The sequence below is a fragment of the Chitinimonas prasina genome (assembly GCF_030160395.1).
Lineage (GTDB): Bacteria > Pseudomonadota > Gammaproteobacteria > Burkholderiales > Chitinimonadaceae > Chitinimonas > Chitinimonas prasina.
This window is the reverse complement of sequence record NZ_BSOG01000002.1, coordinates 210,895-231,357: the sequence shown is the minus strand read 5'-3', so window position 1 is coordinate 231,357 and position 20,463 is coordinate 210,895. Positions and strand designations below refer to the sequence as shown.

At 60.8% G+C, this 20,463-nt stretch carries 14 protein-coding genes and 1 pseudogene; 10 read left to right on the top strand and 5 right to left on the bottom strand.

The genetic code is table 11. The features are described 5' to 3' along the window. Positions 1-54 precede the first annotated feature (54 nt). Positions 55-504 (top strand): GNAT family N-acetyltransferase, encoded by a 450-nt coding sequence (locus QQK16_RS08255; protein WP_284195974.1) that lies wholly within the window; start codon positions 55-57, stop codon positions 502-504. Between the two features lie 151 nt (positions 505-655). Beyond that, complete coding sequence (locus QQK16_RS08250; protein ID WP_284195973.1) at positions 656-3,295, top strand: [protein-PII] uridylyltransferase; 2,640 nt, start codon at positions 656-658, stop codon at positions 3,293-3,295. A 117-nt stretch (positions 3,296-3,412) separates the two neighbouring features. On the opposite strand, the gene QQK16_RS08245 is transcribed toward QQK16_RS08250, so the two are convergent. Beyond that, positions 3,413-4,132 (bottom strand): substrate-binding periplasmic protein, encoded by a 720-nt coding sequence (locus tag QQK16_RS08245; protein WP_284195972.1) that lies wholly within the window; start codon positions 4,130-4,132, stop codon positions 3,413-3,415. A 110-nt stretch (positions 4,133-4,242) separates the two neighbouring features. Further along, complete coding sequence (gene smc / locus QQK16_RS08240; RefSeq protein ID WP_439954233.1) at positions 4,243-7,812, bottom strand: chromosome segregation protein SMC; 3,570 nt, start codon at positions 7,810-7,812, stop codon at positions 4,243-4,245. Between the two features lie 61 nt (positions 7,813-7,873). On the opposite strand from smc, the gene QQK16_RS08235 reads away from it, so the two are divergent. The 4 genes and pseudogenes from QQK16_RS08235 (at position 7,874) to QQK16_RS08225 (ending at position 10,531) form a co-directional block, all read left to right on the top strand. Continuing rightward, complete coding sequence (locus tag QQK16_RS08235) at positions 7,874-8,482, top strand: arylesterase (protein WP_284195970.1); 609 nt, start codon at positions 7,874-7,876, stop codon at positions 8,480-8,482. A gap of 139 nt (positions 8,483-8,621) precedes the next feature. Next, positions 8,622-8,741 (top strand): annotated as a pseudogene (locus tag QQK16_RS21565) (IS5/IS1182 family transposase); the annotation flags it as partial. Positions 8,742-9,275: 534 nt separating this feature from the next. Further along, on the top strand, positions 9,276-10,118 hold the full coding sequence (locus QQK16_RS08230; RefSeq protein ID WP_284195969.1) for a class I SAM-dependent methyltransferase: 843 nt from the start codon (positions 9,276-9,278) through the stop codon (positions 10,116-10,118). A gap of 77 nt (positions 10,119-10,195) precedes the next feature. Further along, on the top strand, positions 10,196-10,531 hold the full coding sequence (locus QQK16_RS08225; protein WP_439954232.1) for a hypothetical protein: 336 nt from the start codon (positions 10,196-10,198) through the stop codon (positions 10,529-10,531). A 150-nt stretch (positions 10,532-10,681) separates the two neighbouring features. Here QQK16_RS08225 and QQK16_RS08220 read toward each other — a convergent pair whose 3' ends face one another. Both QQK16_RS08220 and QQK16_RS08215 read right to left on the bottom strand, forming a co-directional pair. After that, the gene (locus QQK16_RS08220) at positions 10,682-11,581 is read right to left on the bottom strand and encodes an alpha/beta hydrolase (protein WP_284195968.1); all 900 of its coding nucleotides are present in this window, start codon (positions 11,579-11,581) and stop codon (positions 10,682-10,684) included. A gap of 27 nt (positions 11,582-11,608) precedes the next feature. Next, positions 11,609-12,220, bottom strand: coding sequence for a TetR/AcrR family transcriptional regulator (locus tag QQK16_RS08215; RefSeq protein ID WP_284195967.1), 612 nt, complete (start codon positions 12,218-12,220; stop codon positions 11,609-11,611). Positions 12,221-12,468: 248 nt separating this feature from the next. Here QQK16_RS08215 and QQK16_RS08210 point away from each other — a divergent pair, with 248 nt between their 5' ends. Beyond that, positions 12,469-14,649: a type IV pilus assembly protein FimV gene (locus QQK16_RS08210; protein ID WP_284195966.1), complete on the top strand. Its 2,181-nt coding sequence runs from the start codon at positions 12,469-12,471 to the stop codon at positions 14,647-14,649. On the opposite strand, the gene QQK16_RS08205 is transcribed toward QQK16_RS08210, so the two are convergent. Further along, positions 14,638-16,380, bottom strand: coding sequence for an ABCB family ABC transporter ATP-binding protein/permease (locus tag QQK16_RS08205; RefSeq protein WP_368860131.1), 1,743 nt, complete (start codon positions 16,378-16,380; stop codon positions 14,638-14,640). The two genes, QQK16_RS08210 and QQK16_RS08205, sit on opposite strands and share 12 nt — an antisense overlap. Before the next feature lie 317 nt (positions 16,381-16,697). Here QQK16_RS08205 and QQK16_RS08200 point away from each other — a divergent pair, with 317 nt between their 5' ends. From QQK16_RS08200 to QQK16_RS08190, 3 genes are read left to right on the top strand one after another with little or no spacing between them, the layout of a single operon-like run. Continuing rightward, entirely contained in the window at positions 16,698-17,444 is a 747-nt protein-coding gene (locus tag QQK16_RS08200; RefSeq protein ID WP_284195964.1) for a hypothetical protein, read from the top strand. Next, entirely contained in the window at positions 17,441-19,456 is a 2,016-nt protein-coding gene (locus QQK16_RS08195; RefSeq protein WP_284195963.1) for an MFS transporter, read from the top strand. The genes QQK16_RS08200 and QQK16_RS08195 overlap by 4 nt, the downstream gene beginning before the upstream one ends. After that, a complete protein-coding gene (locus QQK16_RS08190) occupies positions 19,453-20,460 on the top strand; it encodes an ABC transporter substrate-binding protein (RefSeq protein ID WP_284195962.1) in 1,008 nt (335 codons plus the stop codon). Before QQK16_RS08195 ends, QQK16_RS08190 begins: the two co-directional genes overlap by 4 nt. Positions 20,461-20,463: the final 3 nt, after the last annotated feature.

The following is a 20,463-nucleotide window of genomic DNA, read 5'->3' as shown; positions in this document are numbered from 1 at the left end:
CGGCACCGTCTATGCTGCTTTCAAAGCTAAAAAGACTGCCCTGGAGGATTAGCCATGCTAGTACCCATCGACCTGGCGGATGCGTTGCTCACCGCCGAGCTATTGCAGCTGCAGCGCCTGGCCTACCGCCAGGAAGCCGAACTGATCGGCTACCCCGACCTGCCACCGCTCAAGGAAAGCCTACCTGAGTTGATGGACAGTGGCGAAACCATGCTGGGTTGGCGTGTAGATGGTGAGTTGCAGGGCGCCGTCGGTTTTATCGAGGACGGTGATGGCATTCTGATCTGCCGCCTGGTGGTATCACCTAAGGTGCAGCGTCGAGGGGTAGCGATGCAACTGGTCAATGCTGTGCTCGATTGGGTAGGTGCGCAGCCGCTGCGTGTCTCCACTGCGGCCGCCAATACCCCTGCCCTAGCCTTGTATGCCAAGCTGGGCTTCAAACCAGTGCGCACGTCCCAAACACCGGATGGCCTGGCGCTGGTCAGCCTCTTGCACACAGGCTGAGCGGCCCTGGCCTACAGCGCCCCAGCTAATGGGAAGTGTGGCGTGGCTCTTGTTCAGGGAGAGTCGTAGTGCGAGTAAAGGCTAAGGGTTGGCACTCAGCTTGCGCGGGTGCCAGCGCCACACTTATCTGCGCTTTAACGCAGACAGGCTCATGACAAACCCCGAAATGGTTCCCTATCCGCACCAAAGCAGCGAAGATGGCGACAAGCTTCCCGATATCGCTGCCATGAACGCTCCGCTCTCCATTCCCGATCTCAAACGCAAGCTGCACGGTGCCCGTACCGCCTTGTATGCCGACTACTGCGACCCAGAGCTGGCCGGTAGTCTGCTGGAGGCCGATGCACGTTTGGTGGATCAGTTCCTGATCGAACGCTGGCGCGAGCAGCAGATGGACCCGCAGGCCGCCTTGATTGCCGTGGGTGGCTACGGTCGTGGGCAACTCTTCCCCGGCTCGGATATCGACCTGCTGTTCCTGCTGCCAGAAGGTGCCAGCCAGCCTTTGCTGGACAAAGTGGAAAGCCTGATCGGCCTGCTGTGGGATCTGGGCCTGGAGGTTGGCCACAGCGTGCGCACCCTCAGTGAGTGCATGGAAGAGGCCGGACGAGACATTACCGTGCAGACCACGCTGCTGGAGACCCGGCTGCTGTCAGGCTCCGGTGCGGCCTACAGCGAGCTGATGGAACGGGTATTAAAGCAGCTCGACCCCAGGGCCTTCTTTGAGGCCAAGTTGCTGGAACAGCAGCAACGACATGAGCGCCACCAGGGCTCGGTCAACAAATTGGAACCCAATGTAAAAGAGGCACCAGGCGGCCTGCGCGATTTGCACCTGCTGCTGTGGCTTGCGCGCGCCTGCGGTATTGCCAGTGACTGGAGCGGCCTGCACAAGGCTGGCATGCTGACTGGGCAGGAAATGCGCAAGCTGAAGCGCGCAGAGAAAATGCTCTGGTCGTTCCGTATTGCCCTGCACCTGGCTGCAGGCCGGCGCGAAGACCGTATCCTGTTCGATTTCCAGAACGCCCTGGCCAAGCGCTTCGGCTATGCCGACACCAGCGCAGCCCGTGCCAGCGAGCAACTGATGGCGGTCTATTATCTGTCTGCCCGTATTGTCGCCCAGCTGCAGCCGCTGATCCTGCAGGCCCTGCGCCGCACGCTCTATGGCCGCGCCCAGTTGGAGATACAGCCCATCAACGAGCGCTTCGTTGCTCGTGGCCACCTGCTGGAGATCGCCAATCCCGAGGTTTACGAGCAGACCCCATCGGCCATACTGGAAACCTTTCTGGTCCTGCAGCAGCACCCAGAGCTCACCGCCATCGGCGCCGACACCCTACGTGCGCTATGGCACGCCCGTCCCCGTATCAACGCCGCCTTCCGCCGTGACCCGGCCAACAAGGCGCTGTTCATGGAGATCATGCGGCAGCCCTGGGGCACCACCCGGGTCATGCGCCGTATGAACCAGTACGGCGTACTAGGCCGCTATATCCCCGCTTTCGGCAAGATAGTCGGCCGCATGCAGCACGACTTGTTCCACGTCTATACCGTGGATGAACATATCCTCATGGTGCTGCGCAACCTGCGCCGCTTTGCCACGCCCGCTTTCAACCATGAATACCCCGCCTGCTCTCAGTTGATCGAGGCCTTCGAGCGGCCGGAAGTGCTCTACCTGGCAGCTTTGTTCCACGACATAGGCAAGGGACGCGGCGGAGATCATTCGCAGCTGGGTAAGGTCGATGCCCGCGAGTTCTGCGTCAGCCACGGCCTGAGTAAGGAAGACACCGATATGGTGGCCTGGCTGGTGGAACACCACCTGACCATGTCCAGTGTGGCGCAGAAGCAAGATGTGTATGACCCCGACACGGTAGCCGCCTTTGCCCAGATCGTCCGCGATGAGCGCCACCTCAATGCGCTCTACCTGCTGACCGTGGCCGATATCCGTGGCACCAGCCCCAAGGTGTGGAACGCCTGGAAAGCCAAGCTGTTGGAGGACCTGTTCCGCGCTACCCGCCGCTACCTGACCGGCGAAACCCTCAACGCCAACGACGCTCTGTACGAACGCCGTAGCGAAGCCGAAAGCCTGATGCGTCGCCATGGCCTGCGCGATGATGCCCATCTGCCGTTCTGGAAAACACTGGACCCGGTTTACTTCCTGCGCCACGACGCCCCCGAAATCGCATGGCATGGCCGGGTCTTGTGGGGCCGGTTCGATCACGACGAGATCACCATACGGGCCCGCCCTGCCGAGGCCGATGGTGGCCTGCAGGTGCTGGTTTACTGCCCCGACCGGCCCGACCTGTTCGCCCGCATCTGCGCCTTCTTCGAGCGCGCTGGCTACAGCATCTTCGACGCAAAGATCTACACCACACTCAAGGGCTATGCGCTCGACAGCTTCTATGTCCATGTCGCCGATGGCCGCGATATCGATTACCGCGACCTGGTAGGCTACATTGAATACGAGCTGACTCAGCTCATTATCCGCGACGATCCGCTGCCGCCCCCCCTCAGCGGCCGCGTCAGCCGCGTGCTCAAGCACTTCCCGCTACCACCGCAAGTGTTGATACGGCAAGACGACAAGCAGAAGCTGCACATTCTCTCGTTGATCGCCGGCGACCGCCCAGGCCTGCTCTCCCGCATCGCCCGGGTACTCTCCGCGCACGGCATCGCCATCCACTCCGCCAAGATCATGACGCTGGGCGAGCGCGCCGAGGATACCTTCACCATCTCGGGCAACGCCCTGGCCGACCCCAAGAGCCTGGTGAGGCTGGAGGCAGACTTGATGGAAACTTTGCGGGTTTGAGTGATCGGCGCTGCCGCTTGCCGCGATATGGCAAGCGGTATGGGTGCCATGCCTGCATGCAGTTTCAGCCTTGAATAATCAGGCTTTTGCCGGGCTGTTGCACATCCAGCTTAAAGCTCAGTATTTGTCGTACTCAGAATCGATACGCCGGTTAAAGCCATCCCGTGCCATGTCGTCATAGGCAATCTGCAAGCGGCTGATCAGCCCGTCCGGCACAGCGGGATTACAGGCCAGATATAGCCCCAGGCTGTGAAAGGTGTATACCGGCCTGATTTCGGTTTCCAGACCCTGGTTTTGCAACAGGATGCGGCCCACGTCCGCATCATTGGCCCACAGGTCTATGCGTCCTGCCATCAGCTTGCGCGGGTTCATTTCGTCCTGCGGGGCGGTATCCACCCGGAAGCCGCGTTCCTTCAGCCAGGCATCGCGCACATCGGCGTTATAGGTTCCCACCACATATCGGCGTACATCGGCCAGGCTCTTGATACCGTAATCCCGGCCGGCCTGGCCAAACAGCACCCAGTCGCTCTTGGTGAGCGGGCCTACCCATTTGAACTGGCCTTCGCGCTGCACATTGCGGGTAGTGCTGAACACGCATGCCAGCGCCCCTGGCCGCAGGGCCAACTCGTAGGCCCTGGCCCAAGGCAGTAGTTGCATATCGTATTGGGTGCCGGTACGCCGCATGATCTCGCGCACCTTGTCGACCGAGCGCCCTGCCAACACCCCTTCACGCATCATCTGCGCAGGGGGTGAATCCTCGGTGGTCAGCAGCAGGCCGCTTGCCTGTGTATAGGCAGGCCAGAGGCAAAACAACGCAAGGTATCGAATGCCAGGCACGATGCGCTCCCGTCGGACTACCAGTGTAGTTGGCCCAAGGTGAACGCAATAGGAAAATGCCGGGGTGCATCAGCCATATATTCAATGGCTTACTGGCGAAAACCCGTCATCTAAGGCGTGGCCATCTCCAGCGCCTGCTGGATATCCACCGCCACCACCCGGCTCACCCCCTGCTCCTGCATGGTGATGCCCACCAGTTGATCTGCCATTTCCATGGTGATCTTGTTGTGGCTGATATAGAGGAACTGGGTTTTCTCGGCCATGCGCTTCACCATCTGGCAGAAACGGCCTGTGTTGGCATCGTCCAATGGGGCATCCACCTCGTCCAGCAGGCAGAAGGGGGCAGGATTGAGGCGGAACAGCGAAAACACCAGCGAAAGAGCCGTCAGTGCCTTTTCGCCGCCCGATAGCAGGTGGATGGTAGCGTTCTTCTTGCCGGGCGGTTGCGCCATGATCTGGATGCCCGCATCCAGTATCTCGTCGCCCGTCAATATCAACTCGGCATGACCACCACCGAACAGCAGGGGGAAGAGCTCCTGCAGGTTGCTGTTCACCGTGTCATAGGTGGTTTGCAGCATGGTCCGGGTTTCGCGGTCTATCTTGCGTATGGCCGATTCCAGCGTCTCCATGGCTTCTATCAGGTCGGCCGCCTGGCTATCCAGATAGGTCTTGCGTTCGCGTGCAGCGTTCAGCTCGTCCAGTGCCGCCAGGTTGACGTTACCCAGGGCGCTGATCGCCTGGGTAAGCTTGCCGATTTCACTGACCAGCGAATTGATCTTGAGCCCATCGCCAATCAGGGGCAGCAAGGCCGCCACATCCGCGCCCGCCTCGTCCAGTTCCTGGGTGAAGCGCTCCAGTGCCAGCCGCGCCTCCTGCTCCTTCAGCCGCAGCTCGCCCACCTTGTCGCGCAACGGGTCAAAGCCTTGCTCTACCTGGTGCTTTTCCAGCTCTTTTTCCTTGAGCGCATTGGTAGCGGCATTGGCAGCATCGCGCAGGCCTGCCAACGTCCGCTCCTTGTCGGCCCGCTGGTTGACCGCGTCCTGAAAGCCGATATCGAACTCGCCTTCGTCTATGCCTTCCAGATCAAAGCTGGCTTCCTCCAGCCTGAGTCTGGCTTCCTCCATCTGCTGCGCCAGGTCGCCGTGGCGGCGCTCCAGCTCGCCCAGCCGGGCTTCTGACGATTGCCGTGCAAAGCCGGTTTCCTGTGCCTGGCGCTCGGCTTGGCGCAGGCGGCCACGTTGTATATCGAGTGCGGTTTCGGATTCCACCCTGGCCAGCTTGGCGCGCTCCACCGACCGCTCATGCTCGGGCAACTCGCTGGCGGCCGTTTCCGCTTCCAGCTTGACCTCCTCACGCTCCAAGGCCAGTTCCGCTGCTTCCTCGCCTATCTCGGCGATTTCCGCCTGCAAGGCTGCACGGCGGCTCTGCGCTTGCTCGGCCGCCTGGCTAAGCCGTGCAACCTCGACCTGCCGCTCGCCCCGCTGCTGACGTAGCGCGTCAAGCTTGGTCCGGGCGTGCTTGAGCTCGCCGTGCAACTCGCCCAACTTTTGCTCGGCGGCATGCAGGGCCGCCGTCTCAGCCTCAAGAGCCGGGCCTGCCAGGGTCAGCTTGCCAGCCAGTTCAGCCAATTCCCGCTCGCGTTGCAGCATGCCAGCCAGGGCGTTGTCCGGTGCGTAGAAATGAATGGCGTGGCGGCTGGCAGCATGGCCGGATGGCGCGATCAGCAGGCCACCTGGCGGCAGTTGCGCCTGCATGGTTGCCAGGTCGGCATCACTGGCCACGCACCATACCTGTGCCAACCAATCGGTCAGCGCTGGCTGCAACCCAGCCAGATCGGTGCTGACGTGATTCAGCAAGGGGTTGGCGCCTGCCAGTGCGCCTGGCGCAGCAGGCATCGTGCCGGCAGGCTCCACCCAGCTCAGCCTCGCCGGTGCACGGTCCGCCATGCTGGCCCCGGCCTTGACCACCGCATTCATACGCTCGCGCAGGGCTGCCTCTACGGCCAGCTCCCAGCCTGGGCTGATCTTGAGATGGCGGAACACCCTGGGGGCATCGGCCAGCCCCAGCCGTGTCAGCCAGCCATCCAGCGCCTTGTCCGCACCCGCCTGCGCCTGCAGCTTGGCCAGGGCATCATGGCGGGCACTAAGTTCCGCCCGCTCGGTGCGCAGTCGCTCCACTTCCCTGCGGTGGCTGCCACGGGCCTCCTCGGCGCCGTGCAGCGTCGTATCAAGCTCAAGCAGACGTGCCTGTGCATCCTCAAGACTCAGTCCCAGCTCTTCCAGCACCATGCGTTTTTCGGCCAGCAGCTCGGTATCGGGCTCGGGCAGGTTGCGCAGTTCGCCTTCCTGCTTGTCTCGCCTTTGCTGCAGCTGTGCCAGGCTACGGTCCAGGTGTTGTAGCTGCTGCTCAGCCAATTGCTTGGTTTGGCGTGCATGTGAATAGGCGAGCTGCGCCTCGGCCAGTTCGGCTTCATGGTTCCTGTATGCTTCCTCCAGCCTGGGCAGTGCCTCTTGCTCGGCCAGCAGGTTGAGCTGCACGTCTTCCTGCGCCATAACTGCTTCGTCGCGCTTGAACCGCCACTCCTCACGCTCAGCCTCCAGCCCCTGCGCTTGCCGGCCCAACTCATCCAGCCGTTGTTTGGCTTGGTTCTGTTGCTGGGTCAGGCGCTGCCGGGTTTCGCGCAGATGCAGCAGCTTTTGCTCCATGCGCGCCACCGTGGCGCTGGCGTCTGCCAGTATGGTTTGCGCCTCGCTGACTCGGTCATTGGCATCATAGTGCGCTTCGCGAAGCAGCTCGATAGCTGCTTCTGTATCGCGTAGCCTGCCGGTCTGCGATTCCAACGCTGTCTGTGCGGCCGCAATTTCGCTGCGGCAACGTGCCTCGTCGCGCTCAGCATCGAGCTTGCGCTGCAAGGCCAGCAGGTTCTGGCGCTCGGTCAGCCGGTGACGATAATCGTTATATTGGGCAGCCACGCCAGCCTGGGTTTCCAGTTTCTCCAGCTGGCCAGCCAGTTCCTGCCTTATGTCGTCCACCCGCGAGAGGTTTTCACGCGTATCGGCAATGCGGCTTTCCGTCTCCTTACGCCGCTCCTTATACTTGGATACCCCGGCGGCTTCCTCCAGAAACGCACGCAACTCCTCGGGCCTGGCTTCGATGATGCGCGAGATCATGCCCTGCTCGATCACCGCATAGCCACGCGTACCTACGCCCGTACCCAGAAACAGGTCGGCAATGTCCTTGCGCCGGCACTGGATATTATTGATGTGGTAGGACGATTCGCCCTGCCGTGTCAGCACCCGCTTGATGCTAATCTCGGCGTACTGCGACCAGGCCCCCGCCGCCCTGCCCTCGCTGTTGTCGAACACCAGCTCGACCGAGGCGCGGCTGACCGGCTTGCGGCTGGTCGATCCGTTGAAAATCACATCCTGCATGGATTCGCCACGCAGTTGCTTGGCCGAGGACTCGCCCAGCACCCAGCGCACGGCGTCGATCACATTGGACTTGCCGCAACCATTGGGGCCAACCACGGCTACGAGCTGGCCCGGCACCGGTATCGCGGTGGGGTCGACAAAGCTCTTGAAACCGGCAAGTTTGACGTGGGTAAGGCGCACAGGCTGTGGGTAGGGGATGGGGTCGGCGGATTGTAAACGATGCGCAGGCCTACCGAGCCATCCGTGCATGATTTCAGTGGGAGAGACAGCGCAGACCACAGGCTCTAACATGGTGAGCAAGGAGCCCACTATGACCTTCATCGCCCGTCTTGCCACCTTGCTGTTGCTCGCCTTGTTGATCAGCTGTGGCAAACAAGCCGAACTTCCCCGCCTACCCAGCACCGCCACGGTACTGGCCTTCGGCGACAGCCTCACCTTTGGCACCGGCGCCACACCTGAAACCAGCTACCCTGCCGTGCTGGCAGGGCTGATAGGCCGCAAGGTGGAAAACGCCGGCATACCGGGCAACACCACGGCCGATGGCGTGGCCCGCTTTGCCACTGTGCTGGACGAAACCCAGCCTGGCCTGGTGATACTGTGCCTGGGCGGCAATGATTTCCTGAGGCGGCTGGACGAAGCCGAGACGGTAGGCAACCTGCGCAAGATGCTGGATGAAGCCCGTAGCCGCAAACTGCCCGTGGTACTGATCGCCACACCCAAGCCCGGCTTCGGGGTGGATGTGCCGGATTTCTATGCCGAATTGGCCAAGGAATACAGCGTGCCACTCGAGGCCGAGGCACTGGAAGATATCCTGACTCAGGGTGCCCTCAAGAGCGACGCGATACACCCAAATGCCGAGGGCTATCAGCAGATGGCCGAGGCCGTGGCAGCCCTGCTGAAGGATACTGGCGCCATCTGAACCCCCCATCACTTTACACGACGAGCAGGCCATTGAAAGAAATCGGTCAGCGCAATCGACAAGCGTACGACTCGGTAAATTGGCTACAAGCTGAGCCCAATAGATGCGTACGCGGGTTGTGGAAGGCTCTGACTGAGCCCAAACAGTGAGTGCAGTGCGCAAGACCAAGTCGATCAGCCGAGAGAAGGTGTTCGCCCAAATGCTGCTGGGTTTCTCGGTCTTTAACATGATCCGGATTGGCAGCTTGTCGGGCTGGTAGCACGGAGCGCTCACGTAATTGAATCGCACCTGCGGTGCGCCCAAAGGCGGTGGCCGGGAGGCGAGAAGCTGCTGAAATAAAACAGCCCAGCCTATTTCAGCCTTAACAGTCCGTTGAAAAACAATTTCGGCTGTCGTCGGCGGCTCGAGAAATGCGAAAAATTATGCTGTTTGCCTATAAATCGAGCAGGATCTGCCTAAGATTTGAGCAAATCAGGATATTGAAGGGGCGCTTTAAGTCAACTTCTCCCGCTCAAAATCGTTTCCCAGTGGCCTGCTAGGCCCCACAAACGCTAAGCGGCAGCCCCACTGAACAGACGCCGCACACGTTCCTGGCGTTGCTTGCCGTGATGTGCTAGTGTCGTGCGCAGAAGAATATTTCCGATAGTACAGAAGGGGTAAATATGACGCAAATGTAAGCGCTGTCAAAACTGCTGCTTGATGATTTTATCAATTAGCAATTCTCCGGTAAAAATTTACGCCATGGCATCGGCGGACGACAGAAATTGTCCTGACAAATCACAAATGGCACATTATGGAAACAGCACAGCGCAGCACAGAACAGCGCAATACTTGCGTGCGATTTTGTCCGAACTGCGGGCAAGATAACACCCGGCTGGCCCCTTCTGAATTCGGGAGCAATGAATGGCCGATAAAACAGTGCAGTGCTTGTGATTTCGTCTATCTAGAAACTGTTCCTGTTTATGAGCGCCTGAGTGAAGAGTTTGCTTGGGAAAAGACGTCTGCAGCCGAAACCGAACGACGGATTACCGAAGAGCCGATCAAGCAATCAGTAAGTAAGGTACTTAAAACAATTCGTCGGAGATGGCTCAAAAGAGACAAACTCGGCACACTCATTCGCCAGTACTTTCTAGCAGGCAAAGTGTTGGATATTGGCTGCGCGGGAGGTGGAATTATGATGAGTCTTGATTCGATTTATATCCCTCACGGCATCGAAATCTCAAAGGCTCTTGCCGCCCAAGCGAATGGTGTGGCTGCAGCACGCGGCGGTTATGTAGTGCATAACAACGCACTTTCGGGGTTGGCCGAATTTCAGGAGATGAACTTCACCGGTATTGTAATGAGTGCATTTCTTGAACATGAATGCGAGCCCAGGGGATTGTTGTCTGAAGCCTTTCGCAGCCTCAAGGCGGGTGGTCATTGCATCATAAAAGTTCCAAATTTCGCTTCGTTAAATAGAATAGCGCGAGGCAAGAAGTGGTGCGGTTTTAGATTGCCTGACCATGTCAATTACTTCACCCCCGCGAATTTGACCGCGATGTGCGTGGGAATCGGTTTTCGTGTCGAGAAATTCAGCGTTTCGGATCGTCTGCCGACCAGCGATAACATGTGGATTGTTATTCAAAAACCGCTGTAAACATTTCTATGCTGACCAGGCTTTGCAAAGACCTTCAAGAGCGGTGAATCGTTTTTTCCGTGCATACAGGTTGGTCAGTGGATTTACTCTTGCCCGTGCGCTGTCAGGCTGTTGAAAAACGCTGCGCCTTGCCACTCTGGCGGCTGTTCTTCGAGCGGGCGAAGGGCCTAACCCGATGGAGTGGCCTGACTACCGACGCGCATTTCAGCGCCGATGCCACGCAGATCGGCGCTTGGGCTTCGCATAAATCCTTCGTGCGCAAGGATAAAGTCAAGCCATCGAGCGACGCCCCCCTTAGTCCTCCGGGCGACTTCATTGGCCAGAAGCGCAAGAACAAAACACGCGATTCGACCACCGACCCTGATGCTCGCCTGGCCGGCAAGGGCGAAGGCGACGACAGCCGCCTATGCTGAACCAAACACATCCAACTGGCCGAGCAGGCGCCAGGGCACCCCTGGCGCTAGACGTCAACACATGCAAAAGCCAGCAGACTCTCCCAGTCCCTCCGCCCCTACGGCTGAGATGTAGCCCCGCCGGTGTTCGGCGTCGAGCCTGATAGCCGCTCAGTGCGCCAGGAAGGCTACGACCTGATCGACCACGGCTTGGTCACGCAGTATGCGCCTGTGTCCCAGTCCGTTGGTCAGTGTGAAGCGCGCGCCCGGCCAGGCCGATGCCAGCGCACTACCGGTACTGCTGGGAACTTCCCGGTCGCCCTGGTCATGCACTACCAAGGCGGGTTGCACCAGTGTGGTTGCTAGCGATACGGCGTTCAGGTCCTGCCAGCGCATGCCCAGGCGGGTTTCCATGCGATGCTGCAAGCCAGCCAGTATGTCGTTATCCAGCTTGAGCAGCCTACCTACATGGCGTGCATAAGCAGCTACGTCGGCACTGGGCGACACCAGGGCCACGCGGCCTACCGGCAGGTGCTGGCTGGACAAGGCAAAAACCGATGCCGCCCCACCCAGAGAGTGCGCGATCAAGCCGTCCACACCACCCTCATTGCGCACCAACCGCTCCAGTGCATGGGCAAAGTGCAGCACCGATGCCTGCTTGCCTGGGCTGGCGCCGTGGCCTGGCGCGTCGATCGCCACTACTTGGTAGCCCGCAGCCGTCAGTGGCGCAATGAACGCATGCAACTGCGTAGCACGCCCACCCCAGCCATGCATCAGGGCAATCTTGCCCTTGCGGGCCTCACCCCAGCGGTAGGTGCGCATAGGCTTGCCATCCCATTCGGCCACCGGCAAACCCACCGTATGCAGCTCGCCTTGCTCTGCCAATGCCAGCCAGCCTTGTTCGGCAGCGGGCCAGGCATGGCGGGGTGGGCTCAGGAACAAGCGCTCGGCCCAGGCCATGGCCAGTCTGGGTGCCAGCCGCGACAGGGTATTCAACCCGGTACGCAGCGACCCCAATGCAATTAAGTTACGAACGTTCGTGCTATTAATAGACAAGCTGGCAGTGTGCATGATGGGCTCCGTACTCAGGGTGGTAGTTCAGTCCTTGCGCAAGGGAGCGGCATTGATCAGCCGCTCCAACCCAGCCTGGGCCAGCGCAAAGTATCGTTCGTCCTGCAGCAACCGGACGTGATGGTGGGTAGAAAGAATCAGGCCGAACAACTCAAACGCAAATTGTTCGGTATCGGTGTTCTCTGGCAACTCGCCTGCCTCCACCGCAAAACCGACAGTGCGCGACAAACCAGCCAGCCAGACTTCCTGCTGCCGGGCAAGGTAGTCACGGACGGGGCCAGGCCTGTCGTCGAACTCACTGGCAGCCGCCAGCATCAGGCAACCGCCTGGCTGGCGGTTCGATGCCGCCCAGCCCAACCAGCGCTTGTACAGCTCGCGTAACCTGGCCAAGCCTCTTGGCGCCAGAAAAGCCTGGCGCGAGACATTCTCGTCAAAGCGCGCCTGGGCTGCGCGCAGCACAGCCAGTTGCAACTCCTCCTTGGCACCAAAGTGGGCAAACAGCCCACTCTTGGACATCCCCACCCGCTCTGCCAGCTCGCCTATGGTCAAGGCGCCCAGTCCCACCTCGCGTGCCAGCGCGATGCCAGTATCGAGTATGGCTTCTCGGGTGGTGTGGCCCTTGTTAGCTGTGCGAGACATGGTGGTGAGTTGACTTGTCTGTGAGGTACGCTTCAATTTATAGCACGACCGTTCGTTTTATTGCAAGTACTTGTTGCGAAGCATGTATTTTTCCTGGTTTGTGCCGATATGCATGTCGAACCCCGAATATAAAGAGCTCAGCTATACACACATGAGGTTCGATAGCCTATACAGGAAAGACAGGCTTGGTGGCGCGTAGCCACAGTCGCATAAACTGCTAGTCGCTCGGACTCAACGGGAGTATCTGCATGCAGGCATTGTTGCCCAAGCTTGTGCGAACCCGGCCTAACCGGCTGTGTCTGGCACTGCTATTGGCCTTGCCTGCTCAGGCAGCCAGCCTGGGGGAATTGCAGCTCGGTTCGCAACTGGGACAATTGCTTGATGCCCGTATTCGGGTGCAGGCCCTGTCCGAAGAACATGTGGGCCTCGATTGCATCGAAGCCGCCCTGCGCGAAGGAGGCGAAACTGGCCCCGCACATCGCACCCTGCTGGATTTTGTCCCGGACAGGCAAGGCGGCGGTTGGATAGTCATCAGCAGCACAGGCGCACTCAATGAGCCGTTGGTGTGGCTAAGCCTGCGCTTGCGCTGCAGTACCGGCCCCCAGATAAAGCGTGATTACACCTTGCTGCTGGACCCGCCCCCTCGCGAAACCAGCACAACCAGCCTACCCCAGCCCACACCGTCTTCCATCCAGCCCACCTCGCCCCCCGCCATCCTGCCTTTGGCAGGACGGGCCAGATTTACGACAGCCACCGCAGCGGCGCCGGCCAACAGCCTCTATGGCATGGCGCGCCAGCGCTACCCCAGGCAACCCGATGCCAGGCGCTATTTCATTGCCACTGCCCGTGCCCTGAACCCCGATCTGCCAGTCAATGGTGAGGCAGCCCTCCCCCCGGATTTCGACTTCAAGCCACCGCCCCCACTGCAACCGCAGGCCAACCCCTTGGCGGAAGCGCAAGGCGCTTGGACCGTGCAACCGGGTGAGTCCTTCTTCAATATCGTCCGGCGCCTCTACCCCGACCAACCGGCCGAGAAGAAAGCCTTGGTCGCCGCCATGCGCAAGCTCAATCCCCAGCTACCGCGCGATGGCGAAAAGCCTTTGCCGGCGGGGATGCAGCTCAAGCTGCCGGAAGCACTTGACGCCCTCCCGGCTAATGCCCAACTGGCCGTGCCCGCCCCATCTTCGACGCCAGCGGCTACGGCCAGCCCCATCAGCAACGACCGATTCGTGATATCTGGCACACCCGCTCGCCCCGTTCCTGGCCAAACCCCGGAACAAACCGCCATGCTGGCCCGCGAGAACGAGTTATTGGAGCAATCGGCCGAGCAGGTAGCCCGGTTGCGTGAAGCCCAGGACCGCATAGACAAGCTCGATAAGCGGCTAGCTTGGCTGGTAGATGAACTGGATGAACGTGACCGAGCCCATGCCGCCGCATTGGCTGAGCAGCGCAAGGGCGAGTGGCGTCAATTGGCGGGTGCAGGCCTTCTGGGGGTGTCGCTATCAGGCTTACTGGCCTTGGGCCTGATGTGGATGTCACGCCGCAAGCCCAGCAGCAGCGGTGAAGCCGAACGATTGGCCGCTGCCATCAACGGTACGGAACCACCCTCCCGCAACGCTGGCAGACACATGTCTGCGGGCGAACACAATCAGGCCGCTGGCGAACGCAATTTTGACTTTGGCGATGGTCTTGACGACGAAACGGCACGCCCAGGCATGCAGACTGCGCGACGTAGATCGGAGTACGCGCATTCGCCGGGCAGTGACTCAAGCCACGACGTGGACGTCTTCGTCTTGAACAGTACGGCCAGTGAGGCTGCGGTTCTGGCCGCACATGGCCAGTTAGACCAGGCAATCAGCTTGCTGGAAGAGGCCATTACAGCCCATCCCACCAGCCTGGTGAACTGGATGCAGCTACTGGAGATACTGCATGGCCATAGGCTGGCCGACAAGTTTGTGATGCTTGCACGCCAATTTCGCCAGCGCTTTGCCAGTGAAGCCCTCTGGAGCAAGGTACGCATCATGGGTGCCGAACTGATGCCGGAAGAAGCCTTGTTCAGCGCCAACAGCGAGGCCGCAACCGATATGCTCCACCAGGTGCTGGATGCCGATGCCCCTCCCGGCACCCTGCCTCCGCCCAAACCGGCTCCCCGGCCCCAGCCACTACCCGACCTGGTGTTCGAGCTGGGCCAAGCGGAAACCGACACCCGCCCACCCGAACCGCTCCACCTAATCAACGTCCCCCCTTTGGGAGGCAGCACCGATACCGACACCGCCCCCGACTCGCCGCTGGAGCAGGCGCGGCTGTTGATAGGTGCAGGCGAGCGGGAAGCCGGCGCCGCCTTGCTGGAGCATGTGCTGACCCACGGCACGCAGGATGAAAAACTCGCCGCCGCCGAGCTACTGGTCAAGCTGACATCACCGTCCTGACGCCAGCACTAGCGGCGTGGATTCGTCTGCTGCCTGTTCCTGCTCGCGTTCTGATTCGCTCTGCTGCAAGGCCCACATGCGGGCATAGGCCCCACTCAGTGCCAAGAGATCACGGTGGCTGCCACGCTCTATGATGCGGCCCTGCTCCATCACCAGTATCTCGTTGGCATCCACCACCGTCGATAGCCTATGCGCAATCACCAGCGTGGTGCGATTTACCGAGATGGCGGCCAGCTCCGCCTGTATCGCTCGTTCGGTGCGGGAATCCAACGCCGACGTAGCCTCATCGAAGATCAGGATGGGCGGGTTCTTCAGCAGCGTGCGGGCGATGGCGACGCGTTGCTTCTCGCCGCCGGATAGCTTGAGCCCCCGCTCACCGACCGTGGTTTCCCACCCCTCCGGCAATCGCTCGATAAACTCGAGAATATGGGCAGACCGGGCAGCCTCGACTATCTCCTCGTGGCTGGCACCGGGTCGGCCATAGGCAATGTTGTAATAGATGGTGTCATTGAACAGCACCGTATCCTGCGGCACGATGCCCACCATGGCCCGCAGGCTAGCCTGCGTCACGCCACGCAGATCGTGCCCATTGATGCGTATGGCACCCTGGTTGACATCATAAAAACGGAACAACAACCGCGAAAGCGTGCTTTTGCCCGCGCCCGAGCTACCCACCACGGCCACGGTATGGCCTGCCGGTATGGTGAAATCCACCTCATGCAGTATCTGCCGCTTGGCGTCGTAGCCAAAGTTCACCCCCTCGAAATGCACGCTGGCTTCTCGCGTATCCAGCGCAATCGCATCGGGTGCATCGCGCACTTCGGCGTTTTCATGCAGCAGGCTGAACATCTTCTCCATATCGGTCAGCGACTGCTTGATTTCTCGGTAGGCCATGCCCAGGAAGTTGAGCGGGGCATAAAGCTGTATCAGAAAGGCGTTCACAGCAACCAGATCGCCCAGCGTCATCGTGCCGCGCGCCACACCATCGGCAGCCAGCCAGACCAGGCCGGTCACACCCACGGCGATGATGCCGCTTTGGCCGCTATTGAGTATGCCAATGGAGACCTCGTTGCGTATGGCCGCTTTTTCCCAGCGCTGCAGTGATTCATCGTAGCGACCGGACTCGAACTTCTCGTTGCCGAAATACTTCACCGTCTCGTAGTTGAGCAGTGAATCCACCGCCTTGATATTGGCCTTGGAGTCCAGCTCATTCATGGTGCGCCGAGTCTTGGTGCGCCACTCGGTCACCGCAATGGTAAAACCGGCGTAGACCGCAATGGTCACCAGGGTCACCGCCGCAAAACGCCAATCGTACAAAGTGATGAGGATGACCGTGACCATGCCGATTTCCAGCAACGTGGGCAGAATGTTGAACAACATGAAGCTCAACAGCGACCCGATACCCCGCGTGCCGCGCTCGATATCCCGAGTAACCCCGCCGGTCTGCCGATTCAGGTGAAAACGCAGGCTGAGCCGGTGCAGATGCTCGAAGGTCTCCAGCGCCACCTGCCGTATGGCGCCCTGCGCCACCTTGGAAAACACCGCATCACGCAGCTCGCCAAACGCCGTTGAGCCTAAACGCAACAGGCCATAGCCCAGTATCATGGCCACCGGCACCGCCAGCATGGCATTGCCACTCTGGCTCAGTTGATCGACGATGCTCTTCAGCAACAGCGGTACCGACACATTGGCCAGCTTGGCTATTGCAAGGCAACTCAAGGCCAACAGCACTCTCCCCTTGTAGCGCCACAAATATGGGAATAAGGTTCTAAGTGTCTGCCAGTCGCTGCGCGGCTGACGGGTATCCGCCTTAAGAGCGGTAGTTGAGGAGGAAGGTGCTTGCATTGAGGGCATTCTGGCGGTGGGCGTATCCCGCTATGATGGTGGCTTGATCATGAATTACAAGCGCAAATCATGGAATGGTTCTTGTTGGAAGCAGGTATTGCCGGCCTACTGCTGGTACTGATCGTGTGGTGGACATTGCCCAAAAAGAAGGGCAATGACCGCGACCGAGATCCTTCCTGAAGACACTATCGCTGCGGATACGCATGACGCCAAGCCCTTCCTCACGTTTGCCGCTGTGGTTCCGCATAGGTGGCCTGCTCGCGCTGGTGATCGCCTTTGTGGTCGCCCTGCTGTCATTCCTGAACTACGCCAACTTTCGCAAGACCGTACAGGGCCTGCACGAGACCCGCTATCTGGTATTGGGCAAGGATATACGACAGACGGTGGAGGCCGGGCTATCGCTGGGCCTGACGCCCGAGCAGAACGCCAGGCTGCCCCTGTTGTTCAAGGAATTGCAATCGGCCTGGCCCGCCATCCGCTACGCCGGCGTGGTGAACACCACCGCCCAGCCCATACTGGGCGCCGGTCAAGCCGCCAAGGAGGGCCGCGCCAGCTGGCGTGAGCGCATACAGGCAGGTACGCCCGATGGCATCTGGCACTGGCGGGCAGACCACGAGTCTGCAGTCGGCCTGACCATAGCCGACAATTTTGGTGGCAAGGCCGGTGCCGTTGTCATTGTCTACGATGACCGCGAAGTCGCCGCAGCGGCTAGCACGATGGCTACCCAGTTATTGTGGCGAGCGCTGGGGGTGATGCTCGCGGCGTCGGTGCTGGCATGGCTGGGCGCCTGGTGGCTTACCCGCGCCCTGGCGGCCGAGCTCGACGCTGCCGAGGCCGTGCTGGATGGCCACCCCCTCCCTCCCGATGAACGCCCCCTGGTCGCCGAAACCCAAGCCTTTGTCGCTGCGGTGCAGCAAGCCGAGCAAAGAATGGCGGGGGCGGCGCAATGAGTACCGAACACCTGCAAAAACGCCTGGCCATCCTGGCCACCGCACTCTTGTTTGCCGCCGCACTGGCCCTTACCTTACTGGCGGCCCGCCCATTCGCCACCGCCATCGAACCCGAAATGGCGCGCAGTGTGCTGGTGGTGGGCGACTCGGTGTCGCAGCTGCTCAGCCGGGCAGACAGGCTGGCGCTACCCTTCGACCAGCTTATCGGGGTGGATACCCTGTTGGACGAGGTCAGGCGCGACAATCCTGACATCAGTTACCTGCTGGTGGTCGATCGCCATGGGCGCCGGCTCTATGCCAGCGGCCTCCCCCAGCATGAGCCGTTGAAGCAGCGCTGGACGGGGGCTGCCCGCGACAGCGCCACCATAGGCCCCTGGCTCGATACCGCACTCCCCATCATGGGCAGCCAGGGTCAGTTGGGCACACTGCATCTGGGGCAGCAGGCAGCCACGGTAGAGGCGCAATTGCGAGAGCTGCTCTTTGACCTGGTGACCGTGCTGATCGTGGCGGTGCTGACGGCGCTGGAGCTGATGCGCTTTGTGATGGCGGCCATGGTGGCAGCCCCCTCCGCCGCGCTGGCCGAGGGCTGGCGCGCCGTGCGCCAGGGTGATTTCTCGCGCTATCTGCCCAGTGACTACTTTGGTGGCATAGGTCGGCTCAACGCCCGATACAACGCACTGACCGAAAGCCTCAATCAACGCGCCGTTGCACTGCGAGTTAAGCTGGGCGACGCATTCGAGCACTGTACCAGTGGCCTACGCTTTCACGCCGAGGGAGAACGCCCTACCCTGTTTTCGGGCGCTGTCGATTTTGTACGCTGGCCATTTTTCCTGCTGATCTTCTCAGACTCCTTGTCGCTGAGCTTTTTCCCGCTCTACGTCGAAGGTTTTTATACACCAGCCTATGGCATCTCACGCCAAGTGGCGCTGGGTCTGCCTATCTCCATCTTCATGTTTGCCTGGGCCATGGCCATGCCTTGGGCCGGGCTATGGTGCGACAGGCTCGGTTATCGCCGCGCCTTCGCCATTGGTGCCGGCATCACCACCGTGGGCCTGCTGCTCACTGCCGTCTCGCAGACCTTGATTGATCTGGTGCTATGGCGCTCGCTCACCGCCGTCGGCTATGGCCTGGTCTTTGTGACGGCCCAGACCTATATCGCCAACCATACACCGCCAGAGCGGCGCACCAAGGGCATGGCCATGTTCCTGGCCACTTTCTTTGCCGGCTCCCTGTCTGGTGCGGCCATAGGCGGCATCCTTGCCGACCGCCTGGGCCACCGTCCCACCTTTATGCTGTCTGCCGGCCTGAGCCTGGCTGCGGCGCTCTTCGTGCTGCGCTTCTTGGCGCGTCGCCGCATGGGCGCGGCCGTACGTAAATCGCTCAGCTGGCGCGATATCAAGCTGCTGCTGGCACACCGACCCTTCCTGGTCATCACGGTGCTGGCCGCCATCCCCTCCAAGGTGGCCCTCACCGGCTTCCTCTACTACACCGCCCCGCTCTACCTACAGGCCTTGGGTAACAGCCAGTCTGCGGTTGGCCGTGTCATGATGGCCTATGGCCTTGCCATCATTGCCTTTTCGCCCCTGGTTGCCCAGATGGCTGACAAACTGGGCCGGCACCGATGGTTTGTCAGCATAGGCGGCTTTGCCGCAGCCGCGGCCATGTTCGCGATCTATTTCCTGGACGGCACGCTGGGCGTGGCGCTGGCCATCCTGTTGCTGGGCATCGCCCACGCCATCGGTGTTTCACCCCAGTTGGCGCTGATCTCGGACTATTGCAAGGACGCCGTCGCAGAGGTCGGCCAAGCTACTGCGACCGGTATATTCCGCCTGATAGAGCGCCTGGGCAATGTGCTTGGCCCCATTATCGCTGGCGCCCTGATTGCCACCTACGACTTCAAGGGTGCCTTCTACGGCATAGGCATACTGACCTTGGTGACCAGTACGATCTTTACCCTGGCCTTCTGGTGGTTGCATGTTAACGATGCCGAACTGGCGGAGGGCCGGCCATGAAGCGCCGCATCTTGCTACAAGCCGGGCTGAGTCTAGGCCTGGCGCCCCTGCTACCCGCCTTGGCGGCAGATCGGCGGCATAAGGTCATGCTGCTGCTTTACCGAGGTGTGACCGAAGCAGAGCGCGGCTTCATGGACTACCTGCAACGCCAGCAGCCGGTCGATTTCATCATCCGCGATGCCGGCAGCGACAAGGCCAAGCTGCCCGCCATGGTGGCCGAGGCCAAAGCGCTCAGGCCAGACCTGATCTACACATTCGGCACGACAGTCACGGCCGAAACGGTAGGCAGCTTTGCCCAGCGCGACCCCAGCCGGCATATCGCCGACATCCCCGTCGTCTTCAATATCGTGGCCGACCCGGTTGGTGCCGGCCTGGCGCCGGATACCCGCTCCAGTCTGCGTAATCTCACCGGGGTGAGCCATCTGGCCCCGCCCGAGGCGCAGTGGCAAGCCATGCTGCGGTTTGGCACGGCCAAGCGCATCGCCATTGTTTACAGCCAGAACGAGAAGAATTCGGTGTTGGCATCGGCCAGGCTGACCAAGCTGGCGCAACAGGCGGGCGCCACAGTCAAGGTCGAAGGCATCAAGACCGACGCCGATGGCAAACCCACCGTCCAGGGGCTTGCCAGTACCTTGACTGAGCTACTGACAGACAAGCCAGATTGGCTCTACCTACCTTCGGATTCCTTCCTGATCGCCCATGCCGCTGCCGCAGTGACGCAGGCTCAGGTCGCTGGGGTGCCAGTGTTTGCGGCGACCGAAGAGCCGGTGCGCCAAGGCGGCGCCCTGGCTGGGCTGGTCAGCCCCTACTATGCGGCAGGGCAATTTGCCGGCTACAAGGCCGAGCAGATACTGAGCGGCAAACGCAAGGCGAGCGAGCTACCGCTCGACACGCTTGCCCGCTTTACTTATTTGGTCAACATCCAGAGTGCCCGCCAGCTACGCCGTTACCCGCCGCTCGCACTATTGCGCTATGCCGAGATCGTGGGTGCGGCACCAACCTAATTG